The sequence below is a fragment of the Streptomyces typhae genome (assembly GCF_009755605.1).
In the GTDB taxonomy this organism is placed as follows: domain Bacteria; phylum Actinomycetota; class Actinomycetes; order Streptomycetales; family Streptomycetaceae; genus Streptomyces; species Streptomyces typhae.
This window is the reverse complement of the sequence record NZ_WPNZ01000021.1, coordinates 155,473-170,270: the sequence shown is the minus strand read 5'-3', so window position 1 is coordinate 170,270 and position 14,798 is coordinate 155,473. Positions and strand designations below refer to the sequence as shown.

Sequence of the window (14,798 nt, the reverse complement as noted above, 5' to 3'; positions counted from 1 at the left end):
GATTCGCCCGGCCACGAGCGGAGGCCGCCACCCGCAGGTGACGGCCTCCGCTCATGCAGGTTGATGCTCGTCAGGTATTTCGTCGTCCCTCGCACATCAGGATGGGCGTCGACCGAGAGGGCTTAGATGTCGAAGTACAGCTCGAACTCGTGCGGGTGCGGCCGCAGCTGGATCGGGGCGATCTCGTTCGTGCGCTTGTAGTCGATCCACGTCTCGATCAGGTCGGACGTGAAGACGCCGCCGGCCTGGAGGTACTCGTTGTCCGCCTCGAGGGCGTCGAGGACCGCGGGGAGGGACGTGGGGACCTGGGGGACGCCCGCGTGCTCCTCGGGGGCGAGTTCGTAGAGGTCCTTGTCGATGGGCTCGGCCGGCTCGATCTTGTTCTTGACGCCGTCGAGGCCCGCGAGGAGGAGGGCGGAGAAGGCGAGGTAGGGGTTCGAGGACGGGTCCGGGGCGCGGAACTCCACGCGCTTGGCCTTCGGGTTGGAGCCCGTGATCGGGATGCGCATCGCGGCGGAGCGGTTGCGCTGCGAGTAGACCAGGTTGACCGGGGCCTCGAAACCGGGCACCAGGCGGTGGTAGGAGTTCACGGTGGGGTTGGTGAAGGCCAGGAGCGAGGGGGCGTGCTTCAGGATGCCGCCGATGTAGTAGCGGGCGGTGTCCGACAGGCCCGCGTAGCCCTGCTCGTCGTAGAAGAGCGGCTCGCCACCCGTCCACAGGGACTGGTGCACATGCATGCCCGAGCCGTTGTCACCGAAGATCGGCTTCGGCATGAACGTCGCCGTCTTGCCGTTGCGCCACGCGACGTTCTTCACGATGTACTTGAAGAGCATCAGGTCGTCGGCGGCGGCGAGCAGCGTGTTGAACTTGTAGTTGATCTCCGCCTGGCCCGCCGTGCCCACCTCGTGGTGCTGGCGCTCGACCTTGAGGCCCTGCTTGTCCAGCTCCAGGGAGATCTCCGCGCGCAGGTCGGCGAAGTGGTCCACCGGCGGCGCCGGGAAGTACCCGCCCTTGTAGCGGACCTTGTAGCCGCGGTTGTTCTCGATCGCGCCGGTGTTCCAGGCGCCCGCCTCGGAGTCGATCTCGTAGATCGAACGGTTCGCGGAGGTCTCGAAGCGGACCGAGTCGAAGACGTAGAACTCGGCCTCGGGGCCGAAGTACGCCGTGTCGGCGATGCCGGTGGAGGCCAGGTACGCCTCCGCCTTCTTGGCCACGTTGCGCGGGTCGCGGGAGTACTGCTCGCCCGTGATCGGGTCGTGGATGAAGAAGTTGACGTTCAGCGTCTTGTCACGCCGGAAGGGGTCCACACGGGCCGTGGAGAGGTCCGCGCGCAGCGCCATGTCCGACTCGTGGATCGCCTGGAAGCCGCGGATGGACGAGCCGTCGAAGGCCAGCTCCTCCGTGGGGTCGAACGCCTCCGCCGGCACCGTGAAGTGCTGCATGACACCCGGCAGGTCGCAGAAGCGGACGTCTACGAACTTCACGTCCTCGTCCGCGAGGAACTTCTTGGCTTCGTCGGCGTTCTGGAACATCCAGCTCCTCCTACTCCCGCCCGGGAAGGAACGGGGTTGCAGCTCGGTTGTGCGGCCGGTGCGGTGGCACACGCTGGGACCCGACCATAAGGACGGTGGATTTCTCAAGCGTGACCCATTTGTTTCGCCGAAGTTAACCAGGGCGAGTGCGGGACGAGGGCTGTGCCGCGGGCTCACCCGGCCGCACCCGGCCCCCATACGCCTCCGCCCGGCCTTGGCGCGACCCCGCCCGCCCGGCTCCGCGCGGGCGCGCAGTACCGTGGACGGGTGGACAACAGGCAAGTAATCGGATCGTGGCTCTCCGGCCCGCGCGCGGCAGCCGAGGACGCGGGCGTCGACTTCGGATACCGCGGCGAGCGGCTCGGCCTGCCCGAGGAGGGCCCAGGCTCCGTCGCCCGGCCCGGCCGCCGCATCGGCGCCATCGCCGTCGACTGGGCCCTGTGCATGGTCATCGCATACGGTCTGCTCGCCCGCGACAACCCGCAGGCGATGGGCAACTGGGCGCTCGGCATCCTCTTCGTGATGAGCCTGCTGACCGTGGGCACGGTCGGCAGCACGCCCGGCAAGCGCCTGCTCGGCCTGCGCGTCGTCGGCGAGGACGGCGGCCGCCTCGGCTTCGTCCGCGTCCTGATCCGCAGCGCGCTGCTGTGCGTCGGCATCCCGGCCCTCATCTGGGACCGCGACGGCCGCGGCCTCCACGACCGCCTCGCCCGCGCCGTGCAGGTTCGGATCTAGGGATCCAGCACCTGGACACATAGAGCAGGAAGAGCAAGAAGAGCAGGAAGAGCAAGAAGAGGGGCGCCGGAACCTATCGGTTTCGGCGCCCCTCCTCGTACAGCGTCTCGTACGGTCTCTCGTACGGCGTCAGCGCATCTTGGGGCCGCCGCGCGGCATCCGCATGCCCTTGGGCATGGGCCCCTTGGGCAGGGGCATGTTGGACATCAGGTCCCCCATCGCCTTCAGGCGGTCGTTGGTCGCCGTGACCTGAGGGCCCTGGAGCACCCGCGGCAGCTTCAGCAGCGTGGTGCGGAGCTTCTTGAGCTCGACCTGGCCCTCGCCGGTGCCGACGATCACGTCGTGCACGGGTACGTCCGCGACGATGCGGGCCATCTTCTTCTTCTCGGAGGCGAGGAGCGGCTTCAACCGGTTCGGGTTGCCCTCGGCCACCAGGACGATGCCGGCCTTGCCGACCGTGCGGTGCACCACGTCCTGGCTGCGGTTCATCGCCACCGCGGGGGTCGTGGTCCAGCCGCGGCCGATCTTGTCGAGCACCGCGGCCGCCGCGCCGGGCTGGCCCTCCATCTGTCCGAAGGCGGCGCGCTCGGCCCTGCGTCCGAAGACGATCGCCATCGCCAGGAAGGCGAGGACGAAGCCGAGAATGCCGAGATAGACGGGGTGGTCGATCCAGAAGCCGATCGCGAGGAAGACACCGAAGGTGACGATTCCCACAGCCGCGATGATGAGACCGATCTTGGAGTCGGCCCGCCGGGTCATCTTGTAGGTCAGGGCGATCTGCTTGAGTCGCCCGGGTTCCGCGGCCGAAGCCGCCGCGGTGGTTTCCTTCCTCGCCATGCTGTGAAGTCTACGTGGCCCCGGAGGCGACTACGACGTGCGGGTTGATCCCGCCTCTTCCAGGACGCGCTGAGCCTCGACCCGGTCCTTGGCGCGGCGCCGGTCCTCCAGGACGGACGTCCAGGCGTTGCGGCGCGCGGTGCGCTGGCCGCCGCTCATGAGCAGCGACTCGACGGCGCGCAGCGCGTCGGTGACGGACGGGATGGCGGTGGCGCGAACGGGCGCGGCCTGCATGGTGATGCCCTCCGGGAAGCGGCAGTGGACGGGGGAGCGCTATGAGGGGTGCTACGGGGTGCTACGGGGTGGTGGCGGGTGGCAGCTGGTGGTGCCGAGCCGGGCCGGTGCTGGATGCGGGGGTGTCCAGCTATGGCTAAGGCTCTACGTGCGGTAGTAGCAGGGTCACTGATTGGTGTTACCAGGGCGTGACTGGGCGGTCAAACACCGATGAAGCCCTGACGCGGGGCCCGCAAACGCTGACGCGGCCCTTACGCTCCCCTCACCTGCGAGAAACGTACGGGCCGCGCCATATCGGCCGCTACCGGGCGGTAGTCACTTGTGCGCAGATTCACACGGCGGTCGGCCCCGCGAGGCCCTGCCAAGCGGAAGCCGCAGGGCCCGGAAGCGGAAGCCGAGGCGCCCTGCCGGGCGGAAGCCGAGGAGCCGGGCCGAGCGGAAGCCGAGCGGCCCGGCCGGACCCGGCCGAGCGGAAGCGCGTCAGACCGCCTGCGACGCCACGTACGACCCGCGCCGCTCGATCGCCATCTGGTACAGCCGCCCCGCGCGGTAGGAGGAGCGGACCAGCGGCCCCGACATGACCCCGGAGAACCCGATCTCCTCGGCCTCCTCCTTCAGCTCCACGAACTCCTGCGGCTTGGCCCAGCGCTCCACGGGGTGGTGGCGCACCGACGGGCGCAGGTACTGCGTGATCGTGATGAGCTCGCAGCCCGCGTCGTGCAGCCGCTGGAGCGCCTCGCTGATCTCCGCGCGCTCCTCGCCCATGCCGAGGATCAGGTTGGACTTCGTCACCAGACCGGCCTCGCGGGCCTCGGTGATGACCTTCAGGGAGCGCTCGAAGCGGAATCCGGGACGGATGCGCTTGAAGATGCGCGGCACCGTCTCCACGTTGTGCGCGAGCACCTCGGGACGCGACGAGAAGACCTCGGCCAGCTGGTCGGGATCCGCGTTGAAGTCGGGGATGAGCAGCTCGACCTTGGTCTGGCCGCTCTCGCGCTCCGCCGTCATGGCGTGGATCTGGCGGACCGTCTCGGCGTACAGCCAGGCGCCGCCGTCCTCCAGGTCGTCGCGGGCGACGCCGGTGATGGTGGCGTAGTTCAGGTCCATCGTGACGACGGACTCGCCGACGCGACGGGGCTCGTCGCGGTCGAGGGCCTGCGGCTTGCCGGTGTCGATCTGGCAGAAGTCGCAACGCCGCGTGCACTGGTCGCCGCCGATGAGGAACGTGGCCTCGCGGTCCTCCCAGCACTCGTAGATGTTCGGACAGCCCGCTTCCTGGCAGACCGTGTGCAGGCCCTCGCTCTTCACGAGCTTCTGGAGGGCGTTGTACTCGGGGCCCATTTTCGCCCGTGTCTTGATCCACTCGGGCTTGCGCTCGATGGGGGTCTGGGCGTTCCGGACCTCCAGGCGCAGCATCTTGCGTCCGTCGGGTGCGACTGCGGACACATCGGCTCCCTGTTAGCTGGCGTAACTTCGATTCGTCGGCGCACCCCAGGGTACGCCCGTCATGTCGTGGGGCTTACGTACGGCCAACCTCTGGCCCAAGGGGTGCATTCCCGTAGGGGTGCAATCCCGTACGAGCGCGGTGCCCCGTGCCCCGCCTAGGCGAGCGCGGGCTTCGCCACCTCGCGCGGCTTCAGCTCCGCGTTCTCCAGGACGTCCCGCAGATGCTTCTCGGCCACCGGCAGGACGTCGGCGATCGTGACGTCGCGGCCCAGCTCGTGGGCGATCGACGTCACCCCCGCGTCCCGGATGCCGCACGGCACGATCCGGTCGAACCAGGTGTTGTCCGGGTTCACGTTCAGGGCGAAGCCGTGCATCGTGACGCCCTTGGCGACGCGGATGCCGATCGCGGCGACCTTGCGGTCCTCGCGGCGCTGGCCCGCGTTGGAGGGCGCGTACTCCGGGCCGTTGAGGCGGGGGTCGAACTCGTCGTCCTGGAGCCGGGGGTCGAAGTCGAGGCTCAGGCCGCCGAGGGCCGGACGCGACTCCACCGGATCACCGAGGACCCATACGCCGCTGCGCCCTTCCACCCGCGTGGTCGCGAGACCGAACTCGGCACACGTTCGGATAAGGGCCTCTTCCAGACGTCGTACATGTGCTACGACGTCCACCGGACGCGGCAGTTTCTGGATCGGGTAGCCGACGAGCTGCCCCGGGCCGTGCCAGGTGATCTTGCCGCCGCGGTCCACGTCCACGACGGGCGTGCCGTCCAGCGGGCGCTCGCTCGGATCGGTCCTGCGGCCCGCCGTGTAGACCGGCGGGTGCTCCAGGAGCAGACAGGTGTCGGGGGCCTCGTCGGCGAAGCGGGCGGCGTGCACCCGGCGCTGCTCGTCCCAGGCCTCCTGGTACTCCACGGACTCGGGGCCGAACCCCAGCCGGATGAATCGCAACTCGCCCACGGCGCGTGCCTCCCTAGAACCGTCCCCGTGTACTCCGCGGCCGCCGCGGGCACTCCGCCGTCCCGGCCGCGGACCCGCCCCGCACCCGGAAACCTTCACCGTGCACGGATCGCGCCCCTGCCACTGTACGTCCGGCCACATCACGTCAGCCGTCCGGCCAATCCTCACACGATCGGATGAATGCGGCTTGAAGGTCACGATGAGCGGCCTCATCGCCGCTACATTCGCGCCGTTCACGAGGCCATAAGGGCTGCTCAAGGCAGGCCCGGAAGGCAGGAGACCGCACAGCTGATGACGGAACGACCTCCGCAGCGCACCCCCAACCGACAGCTAGCCGCGCTCATCGCGGAAGCAGGTTTCTCCAATGCGGGCCTCGCGCGCCGCGTCGATCAGCTAGGGCTCGAGCACGGTCTCGATCTCAGGTACGACAAGACATCGGTGACGCGCTGGCTCAGAGGCCAGCAGCCGCGCGGCACGACCCCCGCACTGATCGCGGAGGTCTTCACCCGGCGGCTCGGCCGCCGGCTCTCCGCGCAGGACCTCGGGCTCGACGCGTGCGCGCCCGTCTACGCGGGCCTGGAGTTCGCCTCCTCGCCCGAGGAGGCCGTCGACATCGTCGGCGGCCTGTGGCGCAAGGACTCCGGCAGCCACGCGGAACTGCGCAAGATCGCCTTCACCCCGGCCGGGCTGGTGGTGCCGAGCCGGGACTGGCTGATCGGCCGCGCCGACGAGCGCGTCGCCCGCGGCGAGCCCCAGCAGAGCCCGCGCGTGCCCGCCCAGGGCCGCCCCGCCGTGCCCCGCCAGCGCCGCGACACCGACCGCGGCCCCGGCCACCGGGTCACCGGCGGCGACATCGCGGCCCTGCGCTCCGTCGGCGAGCTGTTCCGCGCCCTGGACCACGCCTACGGCGGCGGGCACGCCCGCCAGGCCCTGGTCCGCTATCTGGAGCACGAGGCCGAGCCGATGCTCCGCGGCACCTACGGCGAGCAGGCCGGGCGCCGCCTGTTCGCCGCCGCGGCCGATCTGACCCGGCTCGCGGGCTGGACGTCGTACGACATCGCGGCGCACGGCCTCGCCCAGCGGTACTTCGTGCAGGCCCTGCGCCTGTCGCAGGCCGCGGGCGATCGCGCGTACGGCAGCTACGTCCTGGTCACCATGAGCCGCCAGGCCGTCTACCTCGGCCACGGACGCGAGGCGGTGCAGCTCGCCCGCGTCGCCCAGCAGGGCGTCGGCTCATCGGCGCCACCCGTCGTCCAGGCCCTGCTGCACGCCGTCGAGGCGCGCGGGCACGGGGTGCTCGGAGAGGTGCGGGCCTGCGCGGCGTCGATGGTGCGGGCCGAGCGCGTCCTGGAGACGGCACGGCCCGGTGACGAGGTCCCGTACTGGGCGCGCTTCTTCGACGAGGCCCAGCTCGCCGACGAGTTCGCGCACTGCAACCGCGACCTCCAGCAGTACCGCGCCGCCGCCCAGCACGCCGAGCGCTCCCTGCAACTGCGTGCCCCCGGCTACGCCCGCAGCAGGCTCTTCTGCCGCGTCGTCCTCGCCTCCGCCCGCCTCGGCCTCGGCGAACTGGAGCAGGCCTGCCAGCTCGGCGCGGAGGCGGCCCAGGCGGCGGGCGAGATGCGCTCGGTCCGTGCGGTGGAGTACGTACGGGACTTCGAACGCCGCTTGGAGCCCTACCGGGACGCGGCACCCGTGCGCGGGTACCGCGACAAGGTCGCGGCACTCGGTTAGCGGGCGCCCGGAGGGCTGGATGCTTGCCAGGGCGGCAAGCATCCAGCCCGTCCGGCGTTTGAGGACGAGGCGCGGAGCGCCGATCGACGGGAGCCCTGTGGGCGGCACCCGACGGAACCGTTACGCCGCCGCGGGCAAGGCCTCCTCCGCGGCCGCCGGTTCGACCCCGAGGTCGGCCAGCGCCGCGGCAGCGGCCCTGCGGCCCGAGTGCAGCGCGCCCTGCACGGTGCTGGTGTCCCGGTGGTCGCCGCACACGTACAGGCCCGCGAGGAGCCGTACGGGACGGCGCAGGTCGTGCGGCGGCGGCATCGCGGGCACCGCCTCGCGGGTGTGGTGGACGGCGAGGAGCTGCCAGCTGTCCGTGGCGGTGCCGTACAGCTCCGCGAGGTGGGTGCGCACCCGGTGCTCCAGGTCGTCCGGGGGAGGGCCGAGGACGGTCGAGGAGACCAGGGTGCGGCCCGCGGGCGCACGGGTGGGGTCGACGCGGCTGACCACGGCCGTGTGCGCGACCGGGCCCCGGCGGTCGGCGTCGAGCAGCAGGGCGGGTTCGGCGAGCGGCGGCTCGGGGGCCTCGTGGTGCACCACGGTCACCGGGTGGAAGGACGGCACCCGCAGGCCCGGAAGCAGCTCGGCGGCGGCGCGCGCGTCGGTGGCGAGCAGCACACCGGCGCAGGACAGCTCGCCGTGCTCCGCGGTGGTGACACGGTTCGCGGACACCGAGGTGACGCGTACGCCGGTGCGCACGGTCCCCGGCGGCAGCGCGGCCGCGAGCAGTTCGGGCAGGGCGTCGGCGCCGCCCTCGGGCAGACAGAGCCGGCCCCGCGCGAAGGCGTGCAGGGCGAGGTCGGCGCAGCGGCTCGACGTCGTCAGGTCCGGGTCGCACAGCAGCGCCGAGAGCAGCGGGCGCAGGAACCCCGCCACGGTGCGCGCGGGCAGGCCGCGCGCCGTCAGGGCCTGCACGGCGGGAAGTTCGGGGCGGGCGAGGAGCCGGGGGACCGGGGTCGCCGCGATACGGGCGAGGGCCGCCCCGAGACGGGCCTGATCGAGCGCGCCGCCCAGGGGCGTGGTGCGGGAGCCGGGCCTGGAAGGCCGGGGTGTGGTTCCGGCCGGGTGCCGGGGCGGGGCACCGGGCGCCGGGCGCCGCGGCCGCGCCACCCGAGGGGCGCTTGCCAGGGCGCGTGCCGCAGTGAGTGCGCCCCGTGCGCCCCCTGCGCTCTTGCTCCCGGCGGGCTCCGCCGCACGGTGGTGCCTGCCCTCGCTGTGCACGAGGAGGCCGGGCGCGAACGGGCGCAGGACGAGGGCGTCGAGTCCGGGCGCGTGCCGCAGTTCCGGATAGGACGTGGTCAGCAGCTGACCGATCCGGTCGAGCCGGAAGCCGTCCACCTTCTCCGTGGACATCCGGCCGCCGACGTAAGGGGCGGCTTCCAGGACAATGGTCGTTACACCGGCCCTGGTCAGGCGGTGGGCGGCCGACAGTCCCGCGATCCCGGCCCCCACGATGACGACATCGGCATGGTGCGCAGGCTCTGGCACGTGCTCCTCCCGGCGGTTGCGCGGCTCGCTCGACTGCTGGGGAGCCTTATGCCCTCGGCAGGGCGGCGGAATCCCCGAGTTCGCTTGAGGGTAGGAGTGCGGGCGTCCCGGGGCACTCGCGCATGGACCGGGCACGGTCGCACGCCGGTCGCACACGTGCGCGGTACGGGGCGCGGCCGGTGGCCCGGCCGGAGGCACGCGCCCCGGGTGTCACCGCAGCGCGGCCCGCACCGCGTCGTCGATCCGGGGGTGGGCGAAGGCGAAACCGGACTCCGTGAGCCTGGCCGGAAGCACGCGCTGGCTGCCGAGGACGTCCCCCGCCATCTCCCCGAGGACCAGGCGCAGCGCGGGCGCGGGCGCCGGGAACAGCGTGGGGCGCCGAAGGACCCGGCCCATGGCGGCCGTCACCTCGCGGTTGGTGACCGGTTCCGGCGCCGTCAGGTTGAAAGGACCCGCCAGGTCGTCGCGCGCGAGCAGATGCCGCAGCGCCGCCACCTCGTCGCGCAGCGCGATGAAGCTCCAGTACTGCCGCCCGTCGCCGAGGCGCCCGCCGAGCCCCGCCTTGAAGAGCGGGAACATCCGGCCCCAGGCGCCGCCCCCGCGCGCCACCACCAGACCGCTGCGCGCGAACACCGTGCGCACGCCCGCCTCCTCGACCGGCGCGGCCGCCTGCTCCCACTCCACGCACATGGACGGCAGGAAACCCTCCCCGGCGGGGGCGCTCTCGTCCACCGCGCGGGAGCCGGTGTCTCCGTAGTAGCCGATCGCGCTGCCGTTCAGGAACACGCGGGGCGGGGTGCCGAGCGCGGTCACGGCGGCGGCGAGCGTCCTGGTGCCGAGGACCCTGCTGTCCCTCAGCTCACGCTTGTACGCGTCGTTCCAGCGGCGGTCCCCGATGCCGGCGCCCGCCAGGTTCACGACGGCCTCGCAGCCCGCGAGCCCGTCCGCGTCCACGTACCCCTTCGCGGGGTCCCAGCGCACCTCGTCCGCGGCCCGCGGCGCCCGGCGCACCAGGCGCACCACCTCGTACCCGTCGGCCGCCAGGGAGCGGGTGAGCGCCGTCCCGATGAGGCCGGAGGCCCCCGCCACGGCGACGCGTCCCGGGCCGCCGGAGGCCTTGCCGGGGTTTCCCTCGGCGGCCTGCTCGGTGGCCTGCTCGGCGGCCTGCTCGGCGGCCTTCCCGGAGGGCGTCGAAGGGGCCGGTGACTCCGCGGGTGGTTCGGGCTTGTCCATGGGCCCATCCTGCCGTGAAAAGGGGGCGTGTGCCGTCGTACCGCCGCCGTACAGTGACGCTCATGCAGCAGACGTACATACGCACCGCGCGTGCCGAGGACGACGACGTGCTGGCCCGTCTGGACCGCGACCACTGGTCCACCCTGCACTCCGTCCAGCCGCGCCCGCAGCCGCCGCACGAGCCGTTCTTCACCGAACGCTTCGGCCCCGGCGACCACTTGGTCGCCGAACTGGACGGGAGGACGGTCGGCTACATCCGGCTCGGCTTCCCGACGCCGCTCGCCGTGAACGCGCACGTGCGCCAGATCCTCGGCTTCGTCGTCGCCGACGCGGCGCGCGGCAAGGGCGTGGGGCGCCTGCTGCTGCGCGCCGCGGTGGAGGAGGCCCGCCGCCAGGGCGCCCGCCGCGTCACGCTGCGCGTCCTCGGGCACAACACGGCGGCCCGCACGCTCTACGAGTCCGAGGGCTTCGCCGTCGAGGGCGTCCTGCCCGGCGAGTTCCTCCTGGACGGCAGGTACGTCGACGACGTCCTGATGGGCCGCCCCGTCTGAGCAGCCCGCTGCCGTGCCCGCCGCCTCGCCCGCCCCGGCGAAGCCCTGACGGACCGGCCCGGCGTGCGCCCGGTGCCCGCCCGTAGGAGCGTGGACTCGTCCTCCGGTCCGCCGGGAAGGAGCACCGATGATCAGGGCCGCGGCCAGGCGCCGGGACGCGCGGGAGGCCGGCTGGCCGCGCGGCGCGTCCGCGCCCCCTTGGGCGCGCTGGCCCGCGCCGGTGCTCCTGGTCGTCACGTGCGTGGTCCAGCTCGCCACCCCGCGGACCATCGACCTCAGCTTCCTGCTGGCCGCGGTGCCCCCGCTGGCCGCCCTCGCCTACGGGCCCGCCGCCACCGCGGGCCTCGGCGCCGCCGTCCTGCTCCTGATCTCCCTGCCGCAGTACGACCTGGGGCACCCCGGGGAGAGCGACACCGCGACCGTGGCCTTCGTGTCCGTGCTCAGCGTGCTCTTCTCCTGGGTGCGCAGCCGCCGCGACGCCCAGCTCGTCACGGTCCGCACGGTCGCGGAGGCGGCCCAGTTCGCGGTCCTGCCGCCGCTCCCCGACCGGGTGGGCCCGGTGCGCTGCGCCGGCCTGTACCGGGCCGCGCAGCGCGGCACCCTCGTCGGTGGCGACCTCTTCGACGTACGCCGGGGCCCGCACGGCGTGCGCGCCCTGGTCGGGGACGTGCAGGGGCACGGGCTCGCCGCCGTCGGAACCGTCGCGGCCCTGCTCGGGGCCTTCCGGGAGGCGGTCCTCGACGAGAGCGACCTGGAGGGCGTCGCCAGGCGCCTAGACCGGCGCCTTGTCATCGACACCGAGGAGGCGGCGCTCCAGCGGCGCCTGGTCATCGACCCCGACGAACCGCCCTCCGGCGACCCCCGTGAACTCTTCACCACCGCCGTCCTCCTGGAGTTCGACGACGCGGGCCGTGAGCTGAGCTTCCTCAGCTGCGGCCATCCGCCGCCGCTGCTGCTGCGCGGCGGCGCGGTCACCGAGCTTGAGGTCGCCCCGGGCGCGCCGCTCGGCCTCGGCATCGCGGGCACGGCCCCGCCGCGGCCCGCGGTCGTGCCCCTGGAGCCCGGCGACTGGCTGCTGACCGTGACCGACGGCGTGACCGAGGCACGGGACGCGTCCGGCGCGTTCTATCCGCTGGCGCAGCGGCTGCCGATGGTCTTCGAGGCGGAGCGCGACGACCCCGTGGCCTTCACGGACGCGATCTGGAGCGACCTGGTCCGCTACAGCGGCGGGGTGCAGGACGACGTGGCGCTGCTGGTGTTCGTGGTGGGGGAGTAGCGCGCCCGCGTACGCGGCCGGAGGCGGGCGGGTACGGTCACGCGGACGCGAACCGCTCCCACAGCTTCGGGTAGAGCCGCGCGAGCGCCGCGTCGTCCTCGAGGTCGACGGGCGTGCCCTCCGGCTCCGGCGGCGCGGGCGTGATGCCGAGGTCGGGGGCGACGACGCCGGTCATCCGCTCGTACGCCTCGTCGGCGGCGTAGCCCAGCTCCTCGCCGTCCCCGTCGATCTCGTCGTCGAAGTCGTCGAGGAGCTCGGCGAGGGAGTCCGGGTCGTGCACGGCGCCCTCGAAGACCTCCCGGCCCTGCCCGATCAGCCAGCACCGGAAGTAGTCGAAGGCGTCGTCGCTCGCGCCGTCGAGCAGGATCCAGGCCGCGCCCCACAGGTCCCAGCGGTACGCGCGGTTGTAGCGGGCCTCGAAGTGCCGGGCGAAGTCCAGGACGGAGTCCGGGTCGTACTCCAGGAGCTTGTCGACGACCAGCTCGGCCTGGTCCTCGGGGTCGCCCTCGGCGGCCTCGCGGGTGCTGTCCACGATCTCCCAGAACTCCGTCTCGTCCATCACGGGTCCAGCATCGGTCCTGGGCGGTGGGGGCGCACGCGGAGTGCGCCGGAATGCGGCTGTGTCGTTATGCGTGCACATGCCCGTGGAAAGACCGACAGAGGATGTCGGCTTTCGCTGCGAGGGTCTGCGTCACGGAACCAGGACGGAACCATGGACGAGCAGGAAGCGGAGTACGGGATGACCGGACGGACAGGGGCAGCAGCGGGGGCGGGCGGCCTGACCGGGAAGATCGCGCTGGTGGCCGGGGCGACCCGCGGGGCGGGCCGGGCCATGGCGGTGGAACTGGGCCGGGCCGGGGCGACGGTGTACGTCACCGGCCGCACGACACGGGAGCACACCAGCGAGGTCGGCAGGACCAAGGAGACCATCGAGGGCACCGCGGACCTCGTCACCGCGGCGGGCACGGAGGCGGGCACGGGCGGCACGGGCGTGGCGGTGCCCACCGACCACCTCGACCCGGAGCGGGTACGGGCCCTGGTGGAGCGGATCGAGCGGGACCACGGCCGCCTGGACGTCCTCGTCAACGACATCTGGGGCGGCGACGTCCACGTCGAGTGGGACAAGAAGATGTGGGAGCACGACCTGGACAAGGGACTGCGCATCCTGCGCCTCGGCGTGGAGAGCCACATCGTCACCAGCCGGTACGCGCTGCCGCTTCTGATCCGCAACCCCGGCGGCCTGGTGGTCGAGGTGACCGACGGCACGCAGGAGTACAACAGCCGCTACCGCGAGCCGTTCTACTACGACCTTGCGAAGTCGGCGCCGCTGCGGATGGCGCGCGCGCTCGCGGAGGAACTGAAGGAGTACGACTGCACGGCGGTGTGCCTGACGCCGGGATGGCTGCGCTCCGAGGCGATGCTCGACACGTACTTCAAGGTCACCGAGGACGACTGGCTGGCGGGCTGCGAGCAGGACCCGCACTTCGCGATCTCCGAGACGCCGACGTTCGTGGGCCGGGCGCTCGCCGCCCTCGCGTCGGACCCCGACGTGGCCCGGTGGAACGGCGCCTCGCTGTCCAGCGGCGGGCTCGCCAAGGAGTACGGCTTCACGGACGTGGACGGCTCGGCGCCGGACGCCTGGCGGTACCTCATGGAGGTCGACCAGGAGAGCAAGGAGGCGGACGTGACGGGCTACCGGTAGAGCTCGGCCATCCGGGCCGCCGTCGTGGCGAGGCGCTCCCGCAGCTCCGGCGGCTGAAGGACCTCCACCTCGGGGCCGAGGACGAGGAGTTGGGAGTACGCGACGACGGCGGACTCGACGGGCAGGGTGACGGTGACCCGGCCGAGGCCGTCGGGTTCGGCGCCGGCCAGGGCTTCCTCGGCGACGGCGCGGTCGGTGACGTGGGGGAGCTGCCGGGCGCCGGCGGGGGAAAGGCGCAGGACGGTCTCCTCGCGCAGGATGGCGCGGGCGAACTGGGCGGCGCGTTCCTCCCAGAACGCGGGCAGGTCGAAGTCCTCGTCGCGGACGAAGCGTTCGCCCGCGGAGGTGCCGGGGGTGACGGAGGTGAAGCGGTCGATGCGGTACACCCGGTGGGACGCCGTCTCCGGGACGCGGGCGCACAGGTACCAGACGCCCGCCTTGAGGACCAGGCCGTACGGTTCGAGTTCCCGCTCCACCTCGGAGTCCTGGCGCCGGTAGCGGGCCACGACGGGGCGGTCGTCCCACACCGCGTCGGCCACGACCGGCAGCAGGGGCGGGGGCGGGGTCTCCTTGAACCAGCCCGGGGCGTCCAGGTGGAAGCGCTGGGACGCGTTCTGGGAGGCGTCGCGCAGGGACGGGAGCAGGGCGGCGGAGACCTTCAGGCGGGCGGCGGACGCGGCGTCCTCCAGGCCCATCTCGCGCAGGGCGCCCGGGACCCCGGACAGGAACAGAGCCTCCGCCTCGCTCCGGGCGAGGCCCGTGAGACGGGTCCGGTAGCCGCCGATCAGCCGGTACCCGCCCGTCCTGCCCCGGTCCGCGTACACCGGGACGCCCGCCTCCGAGAGAGCCTGGGCGTCCCGCGTGATGGTCCGCTCCGAGACCTCCAGCTCCTCGGCGAGCTCGGCGGCGGTCATGGAGGCCCGCGACTGGAGCAGCAGGACCATCTTGATGAGCCGGGCAGCGCGCATGGGCCCATGATGCAGGGTGGCCCCTGTCTGCGGCGGCAGTCACGGGTGGGCGGGTGGGAGA

General features: G+C 72.7%; 14 protein-coding genes. 5 read left to right on the top strand and 9 right to left on the bottom strand.

Features of this window, described 5'->3' with window-relative positions:
- Positions 1-122: 122 nt before the first annotated feature.
- A complete protein-coding gene (glnA, locus tag GPA10_RS31475) occupies positions 123-1,532 on the bottom strand; it encodes a type I glutamate--ammonia ligase (RefSeq protein WP_058850437.1) in 1,410 nt (469 codons plus the stop codon).
- A 267-nt stretch (positions 1,533-1,799) separates the two neighbouring features.
- Between glnA and GPA10_RS31470 the strand changes: the two genes are divergently transcribed.
- Positions 1,800-2,267 carry an RDD family protein gene (locus GPA10_RS31470; RefSeq protein ID WP_058850438.1) on the top strand — a complete coding sequence of 156 codons (468 nt, stop codon included), beginning with the start codon at positions 1,800-1,802 and terminating at the stop codon, positions 2,265-2,267.
- A 129-nt stretch (positions 2,268-2,396) separates the two neighbouring features.
- Here GPA10_RS31470 and GPA10_RS31465 read toward each other — a convergent pair whose 3' ends face one another.
- From GPA10_RS31465 to lipB, 4 genes are all read right to left on the bottom strand, one after another.
- Complete coding sequence (locus GPA10_RS31465) at positions 2,397-3,104, bottom strand: DUF4191 domain-containing protein (protein ID WP_157168411.1); 708 nt, start codon at positions 3,102-3,104, stop codon at positions 2,397-2,399.
- A 30-nt stretch (positions 3,105-3,134) separates the two neighbouring features.
- Positions 3,135-3,338 carry an SCO2195 family GlnR-regulated protein gene (locus GPA10_RS31460; protein WP_058850440.1) on the bottom strand — a complete coding sequence of 68 codons (204 nt, stop codon included), beginning with the start codon at positions 3,336-3,338 and terminating at the stop codon, positions 3,135-3,137.
- 480 nt (positions 3,339-3,818) lie between these two features.
- Positions 3,819-4,784 carry a lipoyl synthase gene (locus GPA10_RS31455; protein ID WP_343041538.1) on the bottom strand — a complete coding sequence of 322 codons (966 nt, stop codon included), beginning with the start codon at positions 4,782-4,784 and terminating at the stop codon, positions 3,819-3,821.
- Positions 4,785-4,939: 155 nt separating this feature from the next.
- On the bottom strand, positions 4,940-5,740 hold the full coding sequence (gene lipB, locus GPA10_RS31450; RefSeq protein WP_343041537.1) for a lipoyl(octanoyl) transferase LipB: 801 nt from the start codon (positions 5,738-5,740) through the stop codon (positions 4,940-4,942).
- A 291-nt stretch (positions 5,741-6,031) separates the two neighbouring features.
- Here lipB and GPA10_RS31445 point away from each other — a divergent pair, with 291 nt between their 5' ends.
- Positions 6,032-7,474 (top strand): NsdA family TPR-like regulatory protein, encoded by a 1,443-nt coding sequence (locus tag GPA10_RS31445; protein WP_058850443.1) that lies wholly within the window; start codon positions 6,032-6,034, stop codon positions 7,472-7,474.
- 120 nt (positions 7,475-7,594) lie between these two features.
- On the opposite strand, the gene GPA10_RS31440 is transcribed toward GPA10_RS31445, so the two are convergent.
- Both GPA10_RS31440 and GPA10_RS31435 read right to left on the bottom strand, forming a co-directional pair.
- Positions 7,595-9,007, bottom strand: coding sequence for an NAD(P)/FAD-dependent oxidoreductase (locus tag GPA10_RS31440; protein ID WP_343041536.1), 1,413 nt, complete (start codon positions 9,005-9,007; stop codon positions 7,595-7,597).
- A 210-nt stretch (positions 9,008-9,217) separates the two neighbouring features.
- Positions 9,218-10,240, bottom strand: a complete 1,023-nt coding sequence (locus GPA10_RS31435) for a TIGR01777 family oxidoreductase (protein ID WP_157168410.1) — start codon at positions 10,238-10,240, stop codon at positions 9,218-9,220.
- Between the two features lie 62 nt (positions 10,241-10,302).
- On the opposite strand from GPA10_RS31435, the gene GPA10_RS31430 reads away from it, so the two are divergent.
- A complete protein-coding gene (locus GPA10_RS31430; RefSeq protein ID WP_107450510.1) occupies positions 10,303-10,791 on the top strand; it encodes a GNAT family N-acetyltransferase in 489 nt (162 codons plus the stop codon).
- Between the two features lie 127 nt (positions 10,792-10,918).
- Positions 10,919-12,067: a PP2C family protein-serine/threonine phosphatase gene (locus GPA10_RS31425; RefSeq protein ID WP_157168409.1), complete on the top strand. Its 1,149-nt coding sequence runs from the start codon at positions 10,919-10,921 to the stop codon at positions 12,065-12,067.
- 37 nt (positions 12,068-12,104) lie between these two features.
- Here the strand turns inward: GPA10_RS31425 and GPA10_RS31420 are convergent, their stop codons facing one another.
- On the bottom strand, positions 12,105-12,626 hold the full coding sequence (locus GPA10_RS31420; RefSeq protein WP_198351759.1) for a DUF4240 domain-containing protein: 522 nt from the start codon (positions 12,624-12,626) through the stop codon (positions 12,105-12,107).
- A 180-nt stretch (positions 12,627-12,806) separates the two neighbouring features.
- Between GPA10_RS31420 and GPA10_RS31415 the strand changes: the two genes are divergently transcribed.
- A complete protein-coding gene (locus tag GPA10_RS31415) occupies positions 12,807-13,769 on the top strand; it encodes an SDR family oxidoreductase (RefSeq protein ID WP_157168451.1) in 963 nt (320 codons plus the stop codon).
- Here GPA10_RS31415 and GPA10_RS31410 read toward each other — a convergent pair.
- On the bottom strand, positions 13,760-14,737 hold the full coding sequence (locus tag GPA10_RS31410) for a helix-turn-helix transcriptional regulator (protein WP_157168407.1): 978 nt from the start codon (positions 14,735-14,737) through the stop codon (positions 13,760-13,762). The genes GPA10_RS31415 and GPA10_RS31410 overlap by 10 nt on opposite strands.
- Between the last annotated feature and the right edge of the window lie 61 nt (positions 14,738-14,798).

Excerpts from the sequence above, each read along its gene's own strand:
- GPA10_RS31430 (WP_107450510.1), top strand. The coding sequence starts at position 10,303 with ATGCAGCAGACGTACATACGCACCGCGCGTGCCGAGGACGACGACGTG.
- GPA10_RS31460 (WP_058850440.1), bottom strand. The coding sequence starts at position 3,338 with ATGCAGGCCGCGCCCGTTCGCGCCACCGCCATCCCGTCCGTCACCGAC.
- glnA (WP_058850437.1), bottom strand. The coding sequence starts at position 1,532 with ATGTTCCAGAACGCCGACGAAGCCAAGAAGTTCCTCGCGGACGAGGAC.
- GPA10_RS31445 (WP_058850443.1), top strand. The coding sequence starts at position 6,032 with ATGACGGAACGACCTCCGCAGCGCACCCCCAACCGACAGCTAGCCGCG.
- GPA10_RS31410 (WP_157168407.1), bottom strand. The coding sequence starts at position 14,737 with ATGCGCGCTGCCCGGCTCATCAAGATGGTCCTGCTGCTCCAGTCGCGG.
- GPA10_RS31465 (WP_157168411.1), bottom strand. The coding sequence starts at position 3,104 with ATGGCGAGGAAGGAAACCACCGCGGCGGCTTCGGCCGCGGAACCCGGG.
- GPA10_RS31415 (WP_157168451.1), top strand. The coding sequence starts at position 12,807 with ATGACCGGACGGACAGGGGCAGCAGCGGGGGCGGGCGGCCTGACCGGG.
- GPA10_RS31420 (WP_198351759.1), bottom strand. The coding sequence starts at position 12,626 with ATGGACGAGACGGAGTTCTGGGAGATCGTGGACAGCACCCGCGAGGCC.
- GPA10_RS31425 (WP_157168409.1), top strand. The coding sequence starts at position 10,919 with ATGATCAGGGCCGCGGCCAGGCGCCGGGACGCGCGGGAGGCCGGCTGG.
- GPA10_RS31435 (WP_157168410.1), bottom strand. The coding sequence starts at position 10,240 with ATGGACAAGCCCGAACCACCCGCGGAGTCACCGGCCCCTTCGACGCCC.